17 protein-coding genes, 1 tRNA gene and 1 pseudogene are annotated in these 22,756 nt (G+C 51.8%); 11 read left to right on the top strand and 8 right to left on the bottom strand.

All coding sequences use genetic code 11. The features are described 5' to 3' along the window. Positions 1-100: 100 nt before the first annotated feature. Entirely contained in the window at positions 101-1,333 is a 1,233-nt protein-coding gene (locus tag M6D81_RS07375) for an MFS transporter (RefSeq protein ID WP_262676195.1), read from the bottom strand. 247 nt (positions 1,334-1,580) lie between these two features. On the opposite strand from M6D81_RS07375, the gene M6D81_RS07380 reads away from it, so the two are divergent. From M6D81_RS07380 to M6D81_RS07395, 4 genes are read left to right on the top strand one after another with little or no spacing between them, the layout of a single operon-like run. After that, positions 1,581-2,495 (top strand): ABC transporter permease, encoded by a 915-nt coding sequence (locus tag M6D81_RS07380; RefSeq protein WP_262676196.1) that lies wholly within the window; start codon positions 1,581-1,583, stop codon positions 2,493-2,495. A 12-nt stretch (positions 2,496-2,507) separates the two neighbouring features. Next, entirely contained in the window at positions 2,508-3,380 is an 873-nt protein-coding gene (locus M6D81_RS07385; RefSeq protein WP_262676197.1) for a carbohydrate ABC transporter permease, read from the top strand. Between the two features lie 22 nt (positions 3,381-3,402). Beyond that, entirely contained in the window at positions 3,403-5,040 is a 1,638-nt protein-coding gene (locus M6D81_RS07390) for an extracellular solute-binding protein (RefSeq protein ID WP_262676198.1), read from the top strand. Between the two features lie 22 nt (positions 5,041-5,062). Next, the gene (locus M6D81_RS07395) at positions 5,063-7,810 is read left to right on the top strand and encodes an FIMAH domain-containing protein (protein ID WP_262676200.1); all 2,748 of its coding nucleotides are present in this window, start codon (positions 5,063-5,065) and stop codon (positions 7,808-7,810) included. 62 nt (positions 7,811-7,872) lie between these two features. On the opposite strand, the pseudogene M6D81_RS07400 reads toward M6D81_RS07395, so the two are convergent. From M6D81_RS07400 to M6D81_RS07415, 4 genes and pseudogenes are all read right to left on the bottom strand, one after another. Next, positions 7,873-8,028 (bottom strand): annotated as a pseudogene (locus tag M6D81_RS07400) (RtcB family protein); the annotation flags it as partial. A 13-nt stretch (positions 8,029-8,041) separates the two neighbouring features. Further along, a complete protein-coding gene (locus tag M6D81_RS07405) occupies positions 8,042-9,748 on the bottom strand; it encodes a hypothetical protein (protein ID WP_262676202.1) in 1,707 nt (568 codons plus the stop codon). A 39-nt stretch (positions 9,749-9,787) separates the two neighbouring features. Next, on the bottom strand, positions 9,788-12,046 hold the full coding sequence (locus M6D81_RS07410; protein ID WP_262676203.1) for an AraC family transcriptional regulator: 2,259 nt from the start codon (positions 12,044-12,046) through the stop codon (positions 9,788-9,790). A gap of 143 nt (positions 12,047-12,189) precedes the next feature. Then, positions 12,190-12,483, bottom strand: a complete 294-nt coding sequence (locus tag M6D81_RS07415; RefSeq protein ID WP_262676204.1) for a hypothetical protein — start codon at positions 12,481-12,483, stop codon at positions 12,190-12,192. A 129-nt stretch (positions 12,484-12,612) separates the two neighbouring features. Here M6D81_RS07415 and motA point away from each other — a divergent pair, with 129 nt between their 5' ends. Then, entirely contained in the window at positions 12,613-13,413 is an 801-nt protein-coding gene (gene motA / locus M6D81_RS07420; protein ID WP_262676223.1) for a flagellar motor stator protein MotA, read from the top strand. Next, positions 13,397-14,209: a flagellar motor protein MotB gene (gene motB, locus M6D81_RS07425; protein WP_262676205.1), complete on the top strand. Its 813-nt coding sequence runs from the start codon at positions 13,397-13,399 to the stop codon at positions 14,207-14,209. The genes motA and motB overlap by 17 nt, the downstream gene beginning before the upstream one ends. A gap of 95 nt (positions 14,210-14,304) precedes the next feature. On the opposite strand, the gene rluF is transcribed toward motB, so the two are convergent. After that, positions 14,305-15,009, bottom strand: coding sequence for a 23S rRNA pseudouridine(2604) synthase RluF (rluF, locus tag M6D81_RS07430; RefSeq protein WP_262676224.1), 705 nt, complete (start codon positions 15,007-15,009; stop codon positions 14,305-14,307). A gap of 64 nt (positions 15,010-15,073) precedes the next feature. Further along, the gene (locus M6D81_RS07435) at positions 15,074-16,867 is read right to left on the bottom strand and encodes a sensor histidine kinase (RefSeq protein ID WP_262676206.1); all 1,794 of its coding nucleotides are present in this window, start codon (positions 16,865-16,867) and stop codon (positions 15,074-15,076) included. A 234-nt stretch (positions 16,868-17,101) separates the two neighbouring features. Between M6D81_RS07435 and tadA the strand changes: the two genes are divergently transcribed. Next, positions 17,102-17,569, top strand: coding sequence for a tRNA adenosine(34) deaminase TadA (gene tadA, locus M6D81_RS07440; protein ID WP_262676207.1), 468 nt, complete (start codon positions 17,102-17,104; stop codon positions 17,567-17,569). A 1-nt stretch (position 17,570) separates the two neighbouring features. Here tadA and M6D81_RS07445 read toward each other — a convergent pair whose 3' ends face one another. Next, positions 17,571-17,753, bottom strand: a complete 183-nt coding sequence (locus tag M6D81_RS07445; RefSeq protein ID WP_262676208.1) for an aspartyl-phosphate phosphatase Spo0E family protein — start codon at positions 17,751-17,753, stop codon at positions 17,571-17,573. A gap of 298 nt (positions 17,754-18,051) precedes the next feature. On the opposite strand from M6D81_RS07445, the gene M6D81_RS07450 reads away from it, so the two are divergent. The 4 genes from M6D81_RS07450 to M6D81_RS07465 all read left to right on the top strand — a co-directional run bounded on the left by M6D81_RS07450 (position 18,052) and on the right by M6D81_RS07465 (position 21,732). After that, complete coding sequence (locus tag M6D81_RS07450; protein ID WP_262676209.1) at positions 18,052-19,236, top strand: carboxylate--amine ligase; 1,185 nt, start codon at positions 18,052-18,054, stop codon at positions 19,234-19,236. Positions 19,237-19,266: 30 nt separating this feature from the next. Then, positions 19,267-20,745: a UDP-N-acetylmuramoyl-L-alanyl-D-glutamate--2,6-diaminopimelate ligase gene (locus M6D81_RS07455; protein ID WP_262676210.1), complete on the top strand. Its 1,479-nt coding sequence runs from the start codon at positions 19,267-19,269 to the stop codon at positions 20,743-20,745. A 31-nt stretch (positions 20,746-20,776) separates the two neighbouring features. Continuing rightward, positions 20,777-21,496 (top strand): cysteate racemase, encoded by a 720-nt coding sequence (gene cuyB / locus M6D81_RS07460; RefSeq protein WP_262676211.1) that lies wholly within the window; start codon positions 20,777-20,779, stop codon positions 21,494-21,496. 159 nt (positions 21,497-21,655) lie between these two features. Continuing rightward, positions 21,656-21,732: transfer RNA gene (locus M6D81_RS07465), tRNA-Arg, on the top strand. Positions 21,733-22,756: the final 1,024 nt, after the last annotated feature.

The following is a 22,756-nucleotide window of genomic DNA, read 5'->3' on the forward strand; positions in this document are numbered from 1 at the left end:
TGATAGATCACTATATATATCGGGAATACATATCAAGGAATGAATAGGACTTTGCCAATAAAAATGGAATATTAAGGGATATCCGTACAGTTGTAATGAGCTATCCCGTAATGGCCAGCTTGCGCTTGCGACCGAGCACCAGCATAACGATCAACAGGACAAGAAGCAGGCCCACGAGCGCGGCAATGTACCATAGCGTCGCACCTACATGGAAGACATCCATCATCCAGCCTGTAATGCGCGGGAAGATCGCTCCGCCAAGCCCGCCGAAGGCGACAAGTATGCTCGTCGTCCGCTCGGTCATGCCAGGCAACAGCTCGTTCGCATAGACCAGTGCTATGCCGAACATGCCGGAGAAGAAGAGACCGCATAGCGCCGTCAGAATAAGCATGCCCGCCAAGCCTTGGACCATGCCCATCAGGCTTATGACGATCGTCGCACCGATCGTAGCGTAGGCCAGATAGCGGACATAGCCGATCCGGTCTGCCAGCACCCCGGCGAATAGACGTCCGACGACGACCATCCCCCAGAACAAGCCCAGTACAGCGGCAGCTCCCGCCTCCTCCATGCCGGATCTGTCGATCATGATGGAGGGCAAGTAATTGGAGAAGCTCATCTCCATGCCTACGTAGATCATGAAGAACAGAGCGGCGAGCGCGAGGAACGGAAGGGCCGAGTAGGCATATCCGTATACGCCTGCTTCTCCCCTCTTTCCCCGCTTTATAGATACAGCGGTATCGGATGAATCCCGTTGCCCTGCAGCGGGCTGCGCGGCCAGCGCATCGTCCGTCTCATTGCCGAAGGACATCGTCAGCCACAGCACGAAGGTAATGCCGGAGAGCGCAGCCAGGATCGGGAATGACAGCTGCCAGATATGCTGTTGAATAAGATAGGCGGCCGTAATGGGGATCAGCAGCGCACCCAGACCGAAGAACGTCTCCAGACGGCTTACGGCAGAAGCTTTCCCATCCTTCACCAGATCGATGACCATGGCGCCTACGATCGCTTCCGTCATGCCGAAGCCGAAGCCGGCGATTGGAGCCACAGCGAGCATCCACTCCCATGGAAGCAATAAGCTGTATGCCGCTTCGCTGACGGTCAGCGCGCCCATTGCAAGCAATACGACTCCGCGCTTCCCCAGCTTGCCTGATAAAGCAGGCGCCAACAATACGCCTGCAAGAAAACCGAGAAATTGATTCATAATCCATTGGCCGCCGTCCCTGTATGCAAGACCGTAATGCGCCATCATCGGCTCCAGCACGGATCCTCCGACCACATGTGCAATTCCGATGACAAGATAGGAAAGACAGCCGATCCATAACAACCTCTTCATTCCGCAATTACCCCTTTAAAGCTTAATCAATCCTGACAACACATCGAATTTCTTCATTATATACGAAATAGTGGCGTTTTTGATGATCCTGAAAAAATGTACATTTTTTGTTCTCATTATTATCATCATGAAAGAATGATGATGCGATGAAGAAGTGGCGATTGATCCTTCAAGCCGCTTGGCATACAGTTAAATCAACTTCGCGAAGGCAACATCCATCCCGATGAAAGGAGATGAAAGCGTTCTTATGAAATTCAGTCATATTCGATCTTCGATCATACGGGATCGGTATCTGTACATTATGCTCGTCCCATTCCTGCTATGGTACATCATCTTTCAATTTAAGCCGTTATACGGCCTGCAAATCGCATTTAAAGATTTCAGCGTATGGAAAGGAATAGCGGACAGTCCTTGGGTTGGCTGGAAAAACTTTATTACGTTTTTCGACAGTCCTTATTTTATCAGGACATTGCGAAATACGCTTATCATCAATTTCTATCAGCTTATTTTCGCCTTCCCTGTTCCGATCGCGCTTGCCCTGCTGTTGAATGAAATCCGCAATGCCCTGTTCAAGAAGACCGTGCAGACGCTGACTTATTTGCCTCACTTTATATCGGTCGTTGTTGTAGCAGGTATTGTGACCAACTTTCTGGCGCCAAGCAACGGAATCGTCAACCTGATCATCAGCATGTTCGGCGGGGAGAAGATCTACTTCCTGACGCAGCCGGAATATTTCCGAACCATCTTCATCGCTTCGATGGACATATGGAAGGAAGCCGGCTTCAACACGATCGTGTACTTGGCCGCGGTAACAGCCGTCAATCCGGCGTTATATGAAGCTGCGGTTATGGATGGCGCCAATCGCTGGAAGCAGACGATCCATGTCACCTTGCCGGCGATGATGCCTACCATTGCGATTATGCTTATTCTGAAGATCGGCTCGATGATGGAAGTGTCCTATGAAGCGATTATCCTGCTCTATCAGCCTTCCACATATGAGACGGCAGACGTGATCAGCACCTACGTCTATCGCTCCGGCTTGCAGGAGGGACAGTACGATCTCGCCACGGCAGTGGGGCTGTTCAATGGCCTCGTCGGCTTGATTCTCGTCGTATTCGCCAACAGGGCGAGCAAGAAACTAACGGAAACCGGGCTATGGTAAGGAGGTGAGCCGATGAAACCGACATCAGGAGAAAAGTTATTCGCCGTATTCAATTATATACTGCTCGCTCTGTTCGCTTTAGCCGCACTTTACCCGTTCGTCTATGTGCTGTCCGCTTCCTTGAGCTCCTCGGAAGCCGTCGTGACAGGCTCTGTCTGGCTGTGGCCGATCGATATCCAGCTTCAGTCTTATGTGAAGGTCATGCAATACGAAGGCATATGGACGGCTTACGCCAACACCATCTATTATACCGTAGTCGGCACGGCATGCAGTCTGCTTCTTACCGTACTGGGGGCTTATCCGCTCTCCAAGCAGCGGCTGCAGGGCGGCACGTTTATCAGCTTTATGATCGCTTTCACCATGTGGTTCAATGCCGGCATGATTCCGATGTATCTCAACTTCCGGGACCTGGGGCTGCTGGATAACCGTGCGGCTATCATAATCGGCTTTGCATTATCGGCTTTCTACGTCATCTTGATGCGCACCTTCTTCCAGAACATACCGAACGATCTCGAAGAATCCGCTAAAGTAGACGGCGCGAACGACTTTCAGATTTTATGGAAAATTTATTTGCCCTTGTCAAAGGCCGCTCTCACGACCATCGGCCTGTTCTACGCCGTATTCCGCTGGAACGGCTACTTCTGGGCTATGGTACTATTGAAGGACGAGAATAAAATCCCGCTTCAAGTGCTGCTGAAGAAGCTTATCGTCGAATTGAACCTGAGTGAGGAAATGATGGCGTCCAGAGATGTAACTGCTGCCATCTCACAAGAAACCGTCGTCTACGCCACCATCATCATCTCCATTATACCGATCGTAGCTGTCTATCCGTTCATTCAGCGCTACTTCGTCAAAGGGGTTATGATCGGTTCTGTGAAAGGATAACTAAAAGGGAGGACATATTATTATGTTTAGAAAAAGAAACGGATACACCCTGCTTCTGGTGCTCGCCATGACCATTTCATTGCTTGCAGGCTGCGCAGATAGCAAAAATGAGCCGAATAATTCCGGCGGCAACGTTGAAAACGGGTCAAATGCAGGCTCGAACAACGCTGGAAATGGCGGGAACAACGCTGAGGCTGACGGACTTTCAGGCCATCTGGTGACGAAGGACCCGCTTGAGCTGACGATTCATATGCACTTCGCCGACCGTGTCTCCTATCAGGATGATTGGCCGGTATTCCAGAAGGCTGCCGAGCTGACCAATATCTCTCTGAAAGGAACGGCGCCAAGCAGCGCCACGAACAGCCAGGAGCTGTTCAACATTACGATGGCTTCCGGGGAGCTGCCGGATATCGTTCATTTCAATATGAAGGATGTATATGATAATTACGGTGTTGAAGGCGCATTCGAGCCGCTCAACGATCTCATCGACGAGCATGCCCCCAACATCAAAGCGCTGTTCGAAGAACGTCCGGAGCTGAAACGATATGCTACCGCTTCAGACGGCAACATCTATTACATCAACTTCATCCCTGACGGACAAGTGGCGAAAGGCTGGTTCATCCGCGAGGACTGGTTGGAGAAGCTTCAGCTCGAAGCGCCTAAAACCGTTGATGAGCTTTACACCGTGATGAAAGCGTTCCGCGAGCAGGACCCGAACGGCAACGGCCAGAAGGATGAAGTGCCTTACTTCGCCAGAGTGAAGTCCGCGGCTCTTGATTTCCTTGTCTTCTGGAATGCGAACCGCGGCTTGTACCTTGCCGATAGCAAGATAGGCTTCGGACCGTATGAGGACGCTTACAAAACAGGCGTGCAAAATATCGCTGAGTGGTATAAAGAAGGGCTGATCGATCCTGAAATCTTCACCCGCGGCTCGAAAGGCCGGGACATTATGCTGCGCGAAGACCGCGGCGGGATTACGCATGACTGGCTGGGAAGCACAGCAGGCTATAACGATCTCTTGCAAGGCGAGCGGCCAGACTTCGCTTTCATGCCCCTGCTTCCGCCGGCAAGCATAGACGGTCAGATGCGTGAAGAAACCAAGCGGGCGGAAGTAACATCCAGCGGCTGGGGCATCGCTTCCACGAGCAAGCATAAAGTAGAGGCGATCAAATACTTCGATTTCTGGTTCTCCGAGGAAGGTCGCCGTCTGATGAACTTCGGCATTGAAGGCGTGCACTATGACATGATCGATGGCAAACCGATATTCAAAGAGGAATATCTGAATGCAGAGAATGGCACACTGGCCGCGCTGCAGGAAGACGGCGTGCAGATTGAAATCGGCTTCCATCAGAACTTTGATTATGAAAGACAATGGTCCAATGCCATTGCGCTGCAAGGCGAAGATATGTATACGAAAGCCAACGTGTTCATGGAGCAGTACCCTACACTTAGCTATGCCAATGAGGAAAGAGACCGGCTCACGACTTTAAAGAGCGCGATCGAGACTTATGTGGAAGAAATGTCGCAGAAATGGATTCTCGGCGCGGAAGACTTGACGGACGATTCGTTCGCCGCATTCCAGAAAAGTCTGAAGAACATGGGCGTTGAGGAAATGCTTCAGCTTGAGCAGCAGGCGTATGACCGTTTCATGTCTCAATAATCGATAGAGGAGGACACCGAACATGAACCTTCGTTCCGCTTTATCCTTCATGCTGGTACTCGTCATCACGGCAAGCGTTGTCCTGTTTCCCGTCAAAACCGAAGCTTTCATTGAAAGGTCATTCTCCGATCCTGTAGAGATCGGAGAACCAGTTAGCTTGGTCTCCGTATTCGATAGCGCCTTCGGCGTCGAGAACGGACACGACGTGATGTATATGACCAGCAGCGGGGCTCCTGGCGCATTCCATGTCATCGATCTGGTGACAGGAGAGGTGCTTCGCTCATTCACGCTAGAGGGAGTCATCGACTCCTTCTCTCATATTGCAGCCCCTGACGGCACGATCTATGTAGGCACATCAGATAGAGGAGGATTGTTCCGCTATTCCCCAGTTACCAAGCAGATGGTCAATGTGGGGGAGATGCCCGGACAACGGCAGCTGTACGGCTTATCGGTTGACGATAACGGCAATGTATACGGCGGATCGTACCCTGGCGGAAAAGTATTCAAGTACAATGATGCGAACGGAGAATGGACAGACTACGGACAGATGGTGGACGGCCAGGAGTACGTCGACTCTACCGCTTATTATGAGGGCTTCCTGTACGCCGGCATCGGCACGGTAGGCCATATTGTGAAGCTGGATGTGGCCACGGGCGAGAAATCGATACTCCCGCTTCCCGATGGCTACATTCAGGACGCATCGCTTGCCATCAAGCGGGTAGATATTTCAGGCCATTACTTATTCGCTTCCGTGAACGGAAGCTTGCATATTTATGATCTGCTGACCGAGTCCTGGACCGACGCCGTCTTTCCCAATTACAAAGGTTTGAGGCTGGCCGAGGGTCTTCCAGGCAGTGATACTGTCTATTTCCTGCAAGACGGCAAGCTGCTTGAGCTTGACTTGAACACCTTAACGGCCGCCGATACGGGAGTCAGATACTCCTCCTTCCTTCGCAACTCCGAATGGGTACAAGTAGAAGGCGATCCGGAACTGCCAGGCTGGTCGCTTGCCACAGTGGGCTACTTCGGCAATGTAGTCTATATGAATCCTGCCACAGGTGTGACCAAGAGCAGGACATTCCCGGTGGAAGGCAAGCCGGTGGCGATTCGCATTATGGAGAAAGGCCCCGACGGTGCGCTTTATATGAGCGGCTATCCCGGCGGGAAGGGCGCCAAATACGATCCCGCCACCGGTCAAACTGCCGTATTCGGCTTAAATCAGGCGGAAGGCATGGTCGCTATAGGCGATACACTGTACATGGGCATCTATCCGGAAGCCGAGATTATCGCCTACGACCCGACACAGCCAGACGGGTCGGCCATTACTTCCCTGTTCAAAATCGAAGGAGAAGACAGGCCGTTCATTATGACAACGGATCAGGAGAAGCTGTATATCGGCACGATCCCCGACTATGGGCTGTTAGGCGGAGCTTTAACGATCTACGATCCGACGACTAATGAACATGAGATATTCCACAATGTAGTATACAATCAAAGCATTGTGGGCCTCGCCTACAGGGACGGCAAGCTTTACGGCTCCACCTCCATTCACGGCGGGGAAGGCATTAATCCAACGGAAACAGCAGCAAAAATGTTTGTGTGGGATTTATCGACGAATGAAAAAACGATTGAGTTCACTCCCGACATTCCCGGCGCAACCACAGCTCCGACGATGATCAGCGGTCTGACATTCGGGCCGGACGGATTGCTCTGGGCAGCCGCCGACGGCACCCTGTTCGCTCTTGATCCGGACACTCTCGACATGGTTAAGCATGTCACCGTCGATGCCAGTGTGTCTCAGTATGGAAAGTGGCGTCCGGTATACTCCCGTTGGGGAGCTGACGGATTGCTCTATTCTACGCCGGCGGGACATCTGACCGTCCTTGATCCCGAGACGCTGGAATATGTCCGACTAGGCAAAACACCGGTCATGGCCTTGGGAGATGACGGGAACATCTATTACGGTATGGACGGTACCAAGCTGGCCATGATCGAAGTATCGGACGGTGTCACGATCCCGGATGTGGAAGTGGCGATTCCGATCCCTAACTATGACTTCGAGCAATTCGTATCCGCTACGGATATTCCAGGCTGGGCAACGCTGTATCAATCGAACGCGGACACTGAAGTTAGTCCCGAGAGAAGCAGCTCCGGCCAATACAGCTTGAAGATTGAGGATAACAGCCAGACCGGCACAGTCGCCGTAGGCTCAGATCCGTTCCCCGTACAGCCGGGCGTGGATTACACCCTCACCGCTGACGTATTTCTGCAAGAGGGAAGAACGCTGCTGTACATCGGCTATTATGATGAAGATGACAAGGAGCTCGCCAAGTCCAGCGCACAAGTGACAAGCGGAGCAGGAGCATGGCAGTCGGTCACGATCAAGGGTACGGCTCCGGAAGGCGCGCATACCGCAAGAGTGGTTGCTTTCTGCTCGCAGTATTGGATGACGACGGCTTATTACGACAATATCCGTATGTCTTATACGCTTAGCGCGGATCAGGTGAATGCTGAGTTCCTTCAGGACCGCATCAACGAATACGCGGCATCCGGCCAGCTGCTGCACCCTCTGACGAAGAAGCTGGCGAATGCGTTAAAGGCGGCTGTACACCACCAGATGAAAGGCCATGATGAACAAGCGCAGCATCATCTAAGGCAATTGTTGAAGCACCTGACCGACACCGAGAACACAAATCTGATCAACGCAGATGCCATACGCGTATTGCAGGCATCGAGCTATTATCTGATGCATAACTGGCAGAACGAATAGACAGCTACCAATGAAGGAGCTCCTGCAGCGTGTTATGCAGGAGCTCCTTCTCACAATCTCGTTCAAACCCCTTTAATCGTCGCGAGCGGACTGCACTTGGCTACAACATCAGCCAGACGAGCACGAACTACGCTCTCAATAATCTGATCCACATCCTTATAGGCCTGGGGCGATTCATCAATAATCGCTTCCAGTGCTCGATGATTGACAACAATCTCTGTAGCTCATATATTACGCCAGCGTTATGACCATAGATGCACTTATGCCTTCCGTCTTCACTTGAGCCAGCTTATATTCGCCGTTGCGATTGCCGTACGCCTCTTCGCTGATGACGATCTCACCATTAAAGCCAGCTTCATAGAGACTGTCGCCCAGCCGCACCCGGATTAGCTCCGCATCGCAGTCGATTGTCGCGGTATCCTGTCCATTGGTGACAAGGAGCGGCACAGATGTATATACGGCTTGCACAGACGGATTGATCAGTTCCGTATCGATTGAAACCCCTTCCCGCCGCACATGATACACGAGCTTGACCGCCTCGCACCCTTCCATGCAAGAACCGCTGTATGTCACCTGAAAGGCGACATGCTCCCGCTCCTCCTGCAATACCTGCAGTTCGCTTCTCAACCCTTCGCCCAGCCGGCTCAAGTATTGCACTTCGCCGGACGGCTTCTGCCATCCCGGAGACAGACAGCCCTGCAGACGTCCGACGCCCTCTCCCACCCTGTAGCCGTCCCCTGACGATAACGGTACGGACAAGCATAGCTCCGACGGCACGCCATAACGATGTATGCGGCCAAGGCCCGTTGCATCGTATTGCGGATCTCCGTTCGTGTCGATCTGCAGGGAGTAGCCGCCGGCGCTGGCGAATAGTTTATGGAAGTGGGGCGAGGTCTGCCTGACATACCCTCCTGTCTCCGCCGGACAAGCCATCTCGGGCACACCGGAATCGGAAGCGAACAGATACGCCAGCGCCAGGAAAGAGCCCATTGTGATCATATATTTGTCATAATAGCCGTACCCTTCGGTTCCCCACCCGCTGTCAACGCTGTAACCGTTCCTGATATGATGTGGCGGGTCGGCATCCATCCAGCGCTGTACGGATTCCAGAGCAAGCCTGGCGCTTCTCTTGTGCATGCCGGCCAGCTCCGGCTTGCCCTCTTCCTCATATCTCCTCGCTTCGAATTCGCCGCATGCGGCCATAAGCGCCTCGTGGAACAGGTACTGATTGCTTCGGCCGCCGTAGGGACCTTCGAAGGCAGCGGATTGCATGTAGAGGCCGAACTGGCCGGCCTTGCGCAGATGTCGATCCAGCACTTCGTAGAATGGTCCGCGGTAACCATAGTGAAGCATCAGCATGATCTGACAGCGTGTCGTCAAATCATATAGCATGGGACAGCCGGGATCTCTATACATGCCGTTCTCATCGAACCGCTCCAATTGAATCGGCCAATGCTCTGCGAAATACGCTTCCGTATCCGTCATGCCTTCCCGTTCCCTTACATATTCGCCCGCCATGCTGTATACGTTAATATTGTGCAGCTTGGACTCATCCTGCAGCTTCCCGATCACATACTGATACTGCTCGAACGGATCGATCGCGGTCAAGTCCCGGCGCCACTCTTCCAATCGTGCGTGTGTTACGCGATTCTTCATCACCGTATAGGCGATCATGATATCCTTCACCGCAAAGTCGGATTCGATGCTGCCGGACACTACCTGAAGCTCCCTGCAGCATGCCGTCATCATGCCTTCCCACAGCTCTTGGCGATTCTCCATCCGCCCTCCGTCAATAAGGCAAGCCAGCACGCATGTCAATCTGGCATAAGACTGAATATCGAGATAGTCTCCGTTCCGTCTTCTCCTGAGAGTAAGCTGCTCATTCGTATACGCGCTCATTACCCGCTCCATCAAGTTCAAATACGTTTCCCTGCCCATATTCGACACCCCTCTTTACTATCATTCACTAATGTCTCTTTAATTTTGCTGCTTGGCATACTGCCCTGGAGACTGCCCTACGTACTTGCGGAAAATGCGAATAAATGTATTCGTATTGTTGCAGCCGACTCTAAGCGCCACATCCGCAATCTTCACCTGCTCGCTTCCCAAAATTTCCTTCGCCTTGCGAACGCGATGCTGATTCAGATAATCCTTGAAGTTCTGTCCCGTGTATTGCTTGAACACCGTGCTGATATAACCTGGCGAGAAATGATGATGGCTCGACAAGTCGGTCAATGAAAGATCTTCATGATAGTGTTCATGAATATATTGAAGCAATCTCTCTACCAGATCGCTGTCGGCGCCTTCTCTCTCCCTGTTGATCTCGTCGAGCAGACACTCGAACCGATTCCGTATGTTCTGCTGCCAGTTCGATTGCTGCGATTCCGGATGAATCTCATCCAGTTCGGCGTCTTCCCACTGCATGTCCTGCAGATTGGAGAGCTGCAGTATCCGCTCTATCGTCGCATGAATCGCCAGACCGAATCGTTGAAGCGATTGCTGCTGGGGCACCCGCTGCTTAAAGTTAATGTCGAACAAGCGGTCCAGAATGGCTGCGACCTCTTCCCGCTTGCCTTGCTGCACGCTGCTGATCAGATCACGCTCGGTATCGAGCGGATAGTAATACTGACCGCGCGGCGCAGTGTCTACATCGGAATAAGCGATAACTGTCCGCTTGTCCAGAAATGATCGGTACTCCAACGCTCGCACCGCGCTTATATAAGACTGGCCGATTTCCTCGAGCGCTTGTGCGGGGGCCCCTACTCCTGCCGTTATAGCAATGGTATATGAACTTTCGATCTTGCTCTCCGTGTAGATCAGAGCATGCTGTACTTCCCTCTTAACGGTATCCGTACACGACTCGTGCATCAGCACGGCGAACCGTTTAAAGTCCAGCGCCACAAGCTGGCAGTCTCTGCTTCTGCCCAGCTGCTCGTCTATAGCATGCATATGCTGAGATTTCATATCCAGCAGCGTGCTGCGTGAATAGATCGCATTAAGCTCCGTGTAATTAGACAGCTCTAGCACAACGGCCGTCCAAGGACTGCCAGGCAGCTGCAGTTGCAGCTTGTTCATTCTTGCCTCTATCTGTTCCGCCGTCAGCAAGCCATGCAGCATATCCCGCAGGAACATATCCTTCAGCGGCGCCCGTTCCTTCAGCATCATCGATTTCAACTGTTCATTGGCTCTGCGGATCTTCACCGCCGTCCGGCTAATGAACGCCATCTCATCCAGCCCTTCGTTGTTGTCGAAGCTGTTGAACATCGCCACGACGCGTCCGATGGGACGATACATCGTGCGGCTCAGCATATAGGCGGCAAGCATGCCCAGCAGCAAGCAGAGGAAGGTAGCCGCTCCAATGCCAATAAGCTGCGGCTGCAGATCGGCGAAGAAGGAGCGCTTCGGCACGGCGTATCCGTATTTCCAGCCCGGCAATATCACGGAGTTCGCTATATGCAACTGCAGCCCCTCATGTTCTGCCGTCATGAAGCTTTCCGCTACCGGGATGTCATAGTGCGCTATCGTCTCACCTAGCGAAGGATACTCTTCCTGCAATGTCGAGGCATATAACACCGCTCCTTCCGGATTGACGACATAGAATGCTTCTTCGCTCTCTCTGGATAGGCCAGGCATGATGAAGCTGTCGTAGAACGACGTGAAGAAGATCAGGTCGGGCCCTGTAAATTGCGGCGTTCGGGTGACAAAAGTCATCAGGAACCCGTTCTCGTCGCCGCCGCTTCCCTTGATATATGCCGTCATTTCCTCATCAAGCCCGCTGTATCGGTTTTTCATCGGAATAATAATCTTTCGGGAATCCTCGAATGCCATCTCCTGATCGTAATAGAATCTGCCAATCGTATTCTCCGGCTTGATGACCAGACTGTCTCCCGCCCTCGTCAGATCGATGCGAATGCCCAGATCGTAGAAGGTGGAGTTTAATTTCTCCAGCTCTTTGTACACCGTCGTAATATTGTAGTAATTATGCCGGTCATTTTGGACATAGCTTTTGACCGCCTGACTGGCTTGCAGCTGATGAATCAGGCTTTGGGCAATTTTGAAGCGATTGTCAAGCTGCTCCGCCATCCCGAGCAAGAAGCTTTCTTGCTTGTTTTTCAGCTCCAGGCCGACGATTTCCGTATTTTTATATAGGAAGACGCCTGCAGCAATTAACGTATACAGCACTATAATTACCAGATACGCCGCCAGCAATTTCATGAAAAAGTGTTTTTTCCTCACGTCAATCCCCCTGTTCGCAATAGCAAGGAAGCGTTTCCACACGTTTTTTTCATTATAAACCATATTCCATGGCGTCTCCATACAAATAAGGGACGGAATCCCTTAGATTCCGCCCCTGCTGAAAACAGACGATTCCTTCTGCCTTAAATGAGCCGGACGATCTGAATTACGTTATCGCCTTGCGACACCTCGATAACATGGTGCTTGCTGTTATAGGTAATGACACCTTCGCCCACCTCGATAACCGGTGTCTCGCCAAGCCCATAGAACACATCGTCCGCGAGCGCTTCCATCACTTCGCCGCGCTCTCCCTGAGGCAGCGCGCTCCACTCCTCCTGTTCCATCTCGAAGAAGGAATAGCCGCGTTCAATCTTGCCCACCGCTTCCGTCAGCTCTTTCAATATATCTGCATACTCCCGCGCATGTCTGACTCCCATATGTGCTTGCTCCCTTCGAAAATGCGGCAAATTTGCCGCAGCTTCTTCTTTGCTATAACTTCAGAATACCCTTTTGACGATATAAATAAAAGTAGAGAAATGTCGAAAACGTACTGGACGGGGTGTATGATGAAAAACTCAACAATTATTGGACTCATTCTAGGTATCGTAGCCGTACTGGGCGGAATGGTATTAAAAGGCGCAAAACTGACCGCTCTATTCAATCCGGCAGCATTCATGATCATTATTGTCGGCACCGTCGCAGCCGTTATGATTGCATTCCCTATGTCCGAGCTGGCGAAAGTCGGGAAACTGTTCAAAATCGCCTTCACGGATCAGCCGCTTGCTTCCCGCGAAGAGCTGATTACCCACTTCATGGAGTGGGCTTCCATCACTCGCCGCGAAGGCTTGCTGGCGCTTGAGGCTCGTGTAGATGAAATCGAAGATTCCTTCCTGCGCAACGGCATGCGCATGATTATTGACGGCAACGATCAGGACCTGGTGCGCGACGTGCTGCTGGAAGACATCGCCGCCACCGAGGAACGCCATAAGGCGGGCGCCCTCATCTTCACGCAAGCCGGCACATATGCGCCGACGCTCGGGGTGCTCGGCGCCGTTGTCGGTCTGATCGCGGCTCTGGCCGACATGAGCGATATGAATCATCTGGCCAAGTCTATTGCGGCCGCGTTCGTCGCCACATTGCTGGGTATATTCACAGGATATGTACTGTGGCATCCGCTTGCCAATAAGCTGAAGCGCAAATCCAAGCAGGAAATTCAGATCCGTCTAATGATGCTTGAAGGACTGCTGTCCATTCAATCCGGCGTCTCCACAATCGCCATTAATCAGAAGCTGTCCGTCTTCCTGACTCCTACCGAGAGAAAGAAGATGGCGGAGAAGGAGGAAGGGGCCGATGAGCAAGAAGCGTAAGCATCAGGATCACGATGAGCATATCGACGAGTCCTGGCTAATTCCGTACGCCGACATTCTTACCTTGCTGCTTGCCTTGTTCATCGTGCTGTATTCCATGAACTCCGTTGATGTGAAGAAATTCGAGGACATGTCCCGCGCCTTCAGCTTCGCGCTGAACAACGGGAGCGGCGTGCTGGATATGCCTTCCGTTATCCGGAAGGGCGATGAGACGGAGAAGGACGACAAGCAAGATGACAAAGAGGATAGCAGCCAGCAGTCGGAATTAAGTCAAGAAGAGCTCATTCGCCAGGAACAAGCCGAGCTGAACAAACTGAAGGAAGAAATGGATACCTATATTAGTGAGAACGGCCTGGATTCTGCTCTGGAGACCGAGCTGAATATGTCGCAGCTGCTCATCACGATAAGCGACAGCGCCTTGTTCGCTCCCGCTCAGGCGAGAGTCAATACGGAAGGAACGGATTTGGCCGTCGCCATCTCCAAGCTGCTGGAGCAATATCCCAGCTACGATGTCATCATTGCCGGCCATACGGACGACAGGCCGATCAATAATGCGCAATTTCGTTCCAACTGGGATTTGAGCACGATGCGCGCCGTACGCTTCCTGGACATTCTGCTGAAGAATGACAAGTTGGAGCCGGAACGCTTCAGTGCGATCGGCTATGGGGAATACCACCCCATTGCGGATAACGCGACAGAAGAGGGCAAGGCGAAGAACAGACGCGTTGAAGTATCCATCATTCATACCTTTGTAGACAAGACCAATCCTCAGAATCTTCAAGTGAAGAAGCCATAAGCCGGACAGAGCCGGCCACACACAATATCGAACGAATTAGGGGCTGCCCCACAGCTCATTGCGACTAGCAATGAACTGCGGAGCAGCCCCTTCTGTCAAGCTTGCGGCGAATAATCCAGCAGGCCGAACAGCTCCCGCTTCTCATCCTCCGTCAGATCGCGCCACTGTCCTCTCGGCAGATCCCCCAGATGGATATTCATAATCCGGACACGCCGAAGGCGCCGTACATGGAAGCCGAAAGCCTCGCACATTCTTCTGATCTGGCGATTGCGTCCTTCTGTCAGAACAATGCGGAATACGCGATCCCCGACCCGCTTAACCTTGCATGGCAAGGTCATGCTGCCCAAAATATGCACACCTTCCGCCATTCCCTTCAGGAAGGAGGCCGTCACCGGCCTGTCTACCGTTACGATATACTCCTTCTCGTGCTTGCCTTCCGACCGTAAGATCGGGTTGACGACATCGCCGTCGTTCGTCAGCAGAATGAGTCCTTCCGAATCTTTGTCCAGCCGTCCGATCGGGAATATGCGCTCCCTGTGCCCTACGAAGTCGACGATATTGCCTTGCACATGCTGCTCCGTCGTGCTTGTAATGCCGACGGGCTTATTCAAGGCGATATATACGAGGCTGCTGCGCTCCCCGATGCGGCGCCCGTCGATCCGGACGTCGTCGCCATGCTCCGCCTGACTGCCCAGCAAGGCCTTCTCCCCGTTAATGGTGACGCGCCCGCTCTCGACCAGCTTGTCCGCTTCGCGCCGGGAGCAGAAGCCCGTCTCGCTAATGAATTTATTAATCCGCACTGCTGTCACCTCGCTGCATCGCTTGCTTCTGATCATCATCTACATCCTGTTACCAGTATACCTTTCATGCTCCTTCTGTCAAAGCCGGCAACGTCAACTTGACAGACGTTCCCACGTTCAACTGACTCTGCAGCTCCAGCGTGCCCTGATGGCTGTTAATGATGCGCTGGCTGACCATAATGCCAAGTCCCGTCCCTTTCTCCTTCGCCGTGAAGAAGGGGTCTCCTATTTTGGAGATCATCTCTTCGGGAATGCCGATGCCTTCATCCGTAATGGAGATCGCAATGCTTGCGCTTTTTCGTTGGATGGAGATATGGACGGGACCGCCGCCCGGCATCGCTTCGATGGCATTTTTGAGCAGGTTGATGAACACCTGCTTCATCTGGTTCTCCTCGCAAGAGATCAGGCATTCCTCCTGCGTCAGCATCGTACGGAACTCGATATTATGCAGGTGAGCCTCGCTGTCCAGGAACAGCAGCACGTCCTTCATAATGTCGCGGACATCCTTGGTCACGAACTTGGTCGCTTGCGGCTTCGCCAGTATAAGAAATTCGCCCACGATAAGATTGATGCGATCCAGCTCCGACAGCATGAGATTGACATGGGACAGATTCAGGCTGCCGCTCTGCTTCTGCAGCTGCAGGAAGCCCCTCAGCGTCGTTAACGGGTTGCGGATTTCATGCGCTACGCCTGCAGCGAGCTGTCCGACCGTCGTAAGCTTCTCCGAACGGCGCAGCAGTTCTTCCATCTTGTTGCGGCTGCGCATATCCCTGCAGATGCTGGCGAATGCGCGAATCGTGCCATCGCCGTCGCGTATGGGCGATACTGTCACGCTGACGGGAATATGCTCGCCGGACTTGGTAATGCGCACCGTCTCTTGGGCGGGCAGCTTCTTCCCCGCCAGCAGCAAGCCGATCATCTGGCACTTCTCCATCCGGTGCGTCTCCGGTACGGTAGGATATCTTCGACCCAGCACCTCGGCTTCCTCATAGCCGAACAATTGCTCGAAAGCGCGATTAACCTGTACGACCTTCCCATCCAGATCCATCAGATGGATCGCGTCGTTCGAATGATTTATGAAGGATTCCAGATGCTCTTTCATTCGCCGATTCTCTTCGAACGCTTTGCGCAGCTTGCTCATATAGATGCTCAAGTTTTGCGACATGGCGTTAATCTTCAGCGCCAGAAGCCCGAATTCGTCTTTGCGCTTAATTTGAATTGGCTTATGAAAGCGAACGGAAGACACTTCATTCACTTTCCATAAAATATCCTTGAGCGGACGGATCATCATACTAACCAGCCAATACGTAAACAGCGGCAGAATGGCCATAAAAATCAGTGTGTAATACAACATATTATTGCGCTGAATGCCCAGCAACTCCAACGTTCTTCCTCGTTCATACACGATGCTGATAACATAATCTTTCAACTGTTCGCTCGTATAATAGCTTCTATAATAACTGTTCCCGTCCATCAGGAATTGCCGCAGCTTGGACTTGCCCTTCGCCGCCTCTTGCACGAATCGGTAATCGTTGCTAGCATCAGTGTATGTGTATGTTCCATAAGCAATATTCTCCGCGTCCTTCCGGAATACGGTGATTTCTTCAATATAGGGATTGATGGCCCTCAATCGATCGAATATGATGTCTGTGGATAACGTGTCATCGGAACCGCCCTGCGCTTGCAATTCATGTTCTTGTATCGTAATGGCAGCATGTCTGGACGTGTTCTCCATTGACCGAAGCAGCAAGCTTTGCACTTCCCCCACCATTGAATATTCGCTCAGCAAGTGGTATACAATGACTACAGCCAGCAGCATAAAGGAAATGGCGACAGAGAGCTTGGTTTTAATGGACAAAGAGCGACACATCCTTCTTCAAGATGATCGATGATGAACTGAAGTAAAGTCTTTAAGAACATATACACATCTTACGCACAATACTAACAACTTTTATACACAGCAGTGGATGAATTGTGTGTAATACTGTGAGTAACGTCCAAGTTATCCACAGAGTTACCCACCGCCTGTTAACATCGGAATATTTGTTCGTTGTATAATTCGACATCTATGCCCGCTAAGGAGTGAATACCTATGTTACGAGAGCAGACGGATCGCGAATGGATGCTGGAAGCGATTGCCGAAGCCGAGAAAGCTGAAAAAATAGGAGAAGTGCCCATTGGTGCCGTCATCGTTCGGAATAATGAAGTGATCGGGCGCGGCTATAATTTGAGAGAAACGAAGCATGATCCTACCGCGCATGCAGAGCTTGTCGCCATTCGCAATGCCTGTGAGGCAATCGGCGCATGGAGATTGCTTGACTGTACGCTTTACGTCACGCTGGAGCCTTGTCCCATGTGTGCGGGGGCGATTGTGCAAGCCCGCGTGAAGCGTGTCGTCTACGGTACGACAGATCCTAAGGCCGGGTGTGCAGGTACGCTTATGAACTTATTACAAGAGCCCCGTTTCAATCACGAAACGGAGCTCACAAGCGGTATCCTGCAGCCGGAATGCGCCATGCTGCTTACCCGATTCTTTCGTCGACTGCGAGAACGCCAATGAATCATTTATTTTCTTCACGTTTCGTCGAGGAGACTGCGAATTCCTCACGTTGTATTTGCTGAAGCGCTACAATAAGCTGGTCGGCCTCTTCGCTAATAGCGAGCACGGCCGGGTCTGTCAGGCTGCCTCTTGCCTCGGCAATCTCATGCAGCTTCTTCCGAAGCGACTGCAGTTGTCTTAGCAAGTTTTTTTTATCCATAGCTCGCTTCGAGGCACGCTCCTTCTAGTCATCATGTGGTAATGCTAACATTATACTCTTCATCTCCAGAGGAGTTTGTAAAAACTTGTCGACAAATGCCTACAATTTTTAGGCATATTTCGACATTATCAGGAAAATAGTTGCAGTCTCTGATTCCCAATACCCAATTTGCTTCCGAACGGTTGCCAATCCCCCGATTGTAGCCGGAGCGCGCAATTGTAATATAAGTAGTGATGAAGTACAATGGCTTCATATACATTTATGAAATGCGGGATGATTGATTGTGAACAACAAGGCTGTTATTCTAGGATGCAATTATTATATCGGACTAAGCGTCATTCGCTGTCTGGGCAAGCAGGGCATACATACAGTTGCTGTGGATTATTCCCCCGAGGGGGCTTACGGGGCACTGTCGAAATATACGTCGGAGCGTCTGATCGCTCCCCATTACCGCGATGAGAAGTCCGCCTTCATCGCATTCCTGAAGGATTACGCCCAGAAGCAAAGCGCCCCTCCGGTGCTCTTCCCTTGCCACGACTCCTATGTCGAGGTTATCGACGAGTATCTGGATGAATTGAGGCAATATTATCTCATTCCGCAGACGGAGCAAGGTCTCTATACGAAGATGATGAACAAGGAAGTGCTGCACCGTCTGGCCGAGGAGAACGGCGTCAACGTGCCGGAGACGGTCAGAGTGCATGAAGAGAACTTCCTGGACCGTATTGACGAGGTCATCAAATATCCCTGTGTCGTGAAGCCGACAGACTCGCCATCGTTCGTCGCCAAGTTCAGACGCAAGCTGTTCAAGGTGAACAACCGCAAGGAGCTGTTAGAGGCACTGGAGAAGGCGGAGCAAGCTGGGCTCGAGGTCATTGTGCAGCGCATTATTCCCGGCTTCGACGATCATATGCATACGTTCGACGCTTACTTGAACCAGGACGCCAAGGTGACCCACTGGACGACTTGCCAGAAGTTCCGCCAATATCCGATCAACTTCGGCGCGTCCGTCTTCACCGCCCAGAAGCATGTACCGGAGCTGTATGATATCGGCGGCACATTCCTGGAGAAGATGGGCTGGAAGGGCTTCGCGGAGATCGAATTCAAGAAGGATGCCGACACCGGACAGTTCTATCTCATCGAAGTCAATGTGCGAATGACCAATTTCAACTATATGCTCTATGAAGTAGGGCTCAATATGCCCCATATTACGTACCGGGAGCTGACGGGCTCGCCTCTGAAGCCCATGTCCGTCACCCATACGACCGGACGCGCATTCTGGTACTTCTATGAAGACATGCTTGCCGTTCGTGACTATATCAAGACCAAGCAATTGACGGCAGGCCAAGTGTTCCGCTCCCTGTTCAGACCGAAGACGGCCGCCATATGGGAATGGTCGGACCCCAAGCCGGGTATGGCCTATGTCTCCATGATCGGCGGCAAGCTTGTCAGGAAGCTGTTAAGAAAGTAACTCACTATGCGGAAAAACGGAGTTGATGGTATGCTTCTTACTTCCATGCTGACCGAATTAAACTATACAGTCTTGCAAGGGGATGCGGATATAGACATATCCTCTATCGCCTTCGACTCCAGAGAAGTAGAGAAGAACGGGCTATTTGTCGCCATCAACGGCTTTAAAGTGGACGGTCATCAATTTATTGCCAAAGCGGTAGAGCTTGGTGCGGTCGCTGTTCTGGTAGAGAAGGATATCCAGGTGGAAGGGCCTGTCACGGTGTTGAAAGTCGACGATACCCGCGAAGCGATGGCGATGGCGGCAGCCTCCTTCTACGGACACCCTACGAACAGCCTTGACCTGATCGGCATTACCGGCACGAACGGGAAGACTTCGACGACATACTTCGTCAAATCGATTCTGGAAGCGGCCGGGCGCACAGTCGGCGTCATCGGCACCATCGGCGCCATGATCGGCACGCAGACGCTGAAGACGAAGTCGACGACGCCTACCACTCCGGAATCGCTGCATCTTCAGCATATGTTCGCCGACATGGCGGGCTCCGGAGTCGATTACTGCGTTATGGAGGTGTCCTCCCACGCACTCAGCCTGAAGCGCGCTGCCGCTTCCCGCTTCAGCGCCGGCATCTTCACCAATCTGACGCCGGATCATCTGGAGCTTCACCGTACGATGGAGGAATACTTCGAGGCGAAGGCCAGCCTGTTCGACCTCACCTCCCGCTTCAATGTCATTAATAGCGACGACCTCTTCGGACGCCGCTTGATTGAGCGGCTGAGGGACAGAGATGTGAAGCTGGTCACCTACGGCATCGACCAGAAGTCGGACATTATGGCTTCGGATATACGTTACTACGAGGACTATACGACGTATGCGGTGCATACCCCGACCGGCAGCATCGCCATCCGGGTGAATCTGCCCGGCAGCATATATGTCTACAACAGTCTGGCGGCTGTCGCCTGGGCATACTCGCATGGCATTGCTGTGGACCACATTGCCGCAGGCATTAGAGCCGTCGAGAGCATTAGAGGGCGGCTGGAGGTCGTCTACCGGGACGAGGAGCGCAAGATCATCGTCGACTTCGCCCACACGGAGGACAGTCTGGAGAAAGCCTTGTCTACTCTCCGCCCATACACGAAGGGAAGACTTATTCTCGTCTTCGGCGTCTATGCCGCCCCCGGCCATGAAGGCAGCGGCAAGCGGCAGGCGATGGCTAAGGTAGCGGCGGATTACTCCGACATTGCCGTCGTCACGTCCGACAATCCGAAGGATCAGGACCCCGATGCCATCATTGCCGAGGTATCCGCAGCTGTCGAAGCGGCAGGCGGCGCTTATTACGGCATTGTAGACCGCAGGGAAGCGATTCAGCATGCCATTGCGATTAGCCGCAAGGATGATGTCATTCTTATCGCAGGCAAGGGACATGAGACGACACAAGTGATCGGCAAGACTGAGGTTCCCTTCAATGAAGCGGAGATCGTCAATGAAATTATGAGCGAAAGACGCTAATCGATACTATATCTATAAAGTAGGTTGAACGATGGAACATAAAAGCTTAGGCGTAATTGGAGGGATGGGACCCAAGGCGACTGCGGTATTCTTCGACAAGGTTATTGCCTGCACCGCGGCCGAGAAGGATCAAGAGCACATTAATATGATCATTCTGAACCATGCGACCATCCCTGACCGCACGAGCGTTATTCTGGGAGGCAGACCGGAGCTGTTCCTGGAGGCGGTGGCGAAGGATCTGAAGCTGCTGGAGCAAGCGGGGGCTGCCCATATTGCCATTCCGTGCAATACATCGCACTACTTCTATGAAGATATGCAGGCGATGACGACCGTTCCGATTATCAATATGGTGGACGAGACGCTGCGCCTCATCTACGAGAAGTACGGCTCCGGCAGCCGGATCGGCATATTGGCAACGAGCGGCACCGTTCAGAGCGGCATCTACGCCGCCGGCTGCGGGCAATACGGCATGGAGCTGTACGCTCCGGACGAGGCGATGCAAGCCCGTGTCATGGACATTATCTATACGAATGTGAAGAGCAATCAGGATTTCTCGCCGGATGAGCTGGAGGCACTAATCGGCGAGCTGGTGACGGAGCATGGCTGTCGCTGCGTCATTCTCGCTTGCACGGAGCTGTCCTGCATTAAGCTGAGCTCCGCCAGCGAGGAATGCAGCATTGATGCCATGCAGGTGCTCGTGGAGACTTCCATTACGCGCTCGGGTAAGCGCGTCAGGCAGGACGCTCCGTAGCCCGTCCGTTTCCTGCAAGCTGAGCAAGGGGGTGTCCCAGGTCATAGGACCTATAGGAATGCCCCTTTCTCTAGGATTGGTTTAAGGTAACGGTAAGGCCTTGCACTCTCAATTGTAAGTTGCACCGCTTACTCACCCGTGGTAAAATGTTTAGTACGCGCGCCCGTAGCTCAGCAGGATAGAGCGACAGTTTCCTAAACTGCAGGTCGTACGTTCGAATCGTATCGGGCGCGCCATACTTAAAAGCTTGAGAATCTTACTGTTGTAGGGTTCTTTTTTTGTGTTTGTAGGAGAATTCGCGGGAAATGCTTGTAGGGCGATGTTGGCCTTAGTTACACAGAAAAGCAGAATGTCAGAATAATCGCGCGATACAACTACCTATTTCATCAACTCATAAGCAAAATAACATTGAAGAGTCGACTTGAAGGGATTGGTAATTTATCTTCGATTCTTGTTGTTAGTTTGTAAGCTTGACATTGAAGGCAATGTCTTCGGATAACGCTCTATTCACGCATCGGGTATTCGCCCTCGGTCCGGACAGATGATAATTGGCAGGGATGCTAAATCAGCCGGACACATCCGACTTCGCCGGACGTCACGAATATATAAAAACGTTATATGAAAGAGATGCTGAATCAAATAAACGACGTAAATAATACGAACATTTGCACTTATTTGTTATGAATGTTAGAATGATTGTGCAAATATATTAAATATTTCTTGAAATGAGGTGAGGAGAATGACAGTTAAACATATTCCAACTGGAATTGTTCACAGTGGCGTCAAAGGTGGAACTACTGGTTGTGGGACTGACACAAAGGATCACTCAGATCATTGGGAAAATTCTAGTTATGTTGTTACTTGTAACAAAAATGGTTGTAAGAACTAGAATAAATTTTCATATAATACCTATTCACCCTTCGTTGCTATCGCTCCGTGGTCCTTTCCGAAGCAGAAAGAAGTGGTTTCGAATAAGATCAACCGGACAACCTTGCACTGCCTAACAGTAACGCGATCACTCCCGTTGGCGTCTAAGGCAGTGCAAGTTCGTGAATACAAACATATTGTAAGAAATTCCTTAAAATACAAATAGGAGGAAAATCATATGATTTGGTTAATTTATGGTGATTATTCTAAGGAGAGCATTAAATCGAGTGAATATGTTCGTTTCTTGAATTGGTATGTCTGGGTTGTATTCTCCTTTATAATGATAATCACTTTGGGATTATATACTACTTCAATTTATTATAATTTTTATTG

This window comes from Paenibacillus sp. J5C2022 (assembly GCF_025567625.1).
In the GTDB taxonomy this organism is placed as follows: Bacteria; Bacillota; Bacilli; order Paenibacillales; family Paenibacillaceae; genus Pristimantibacillus.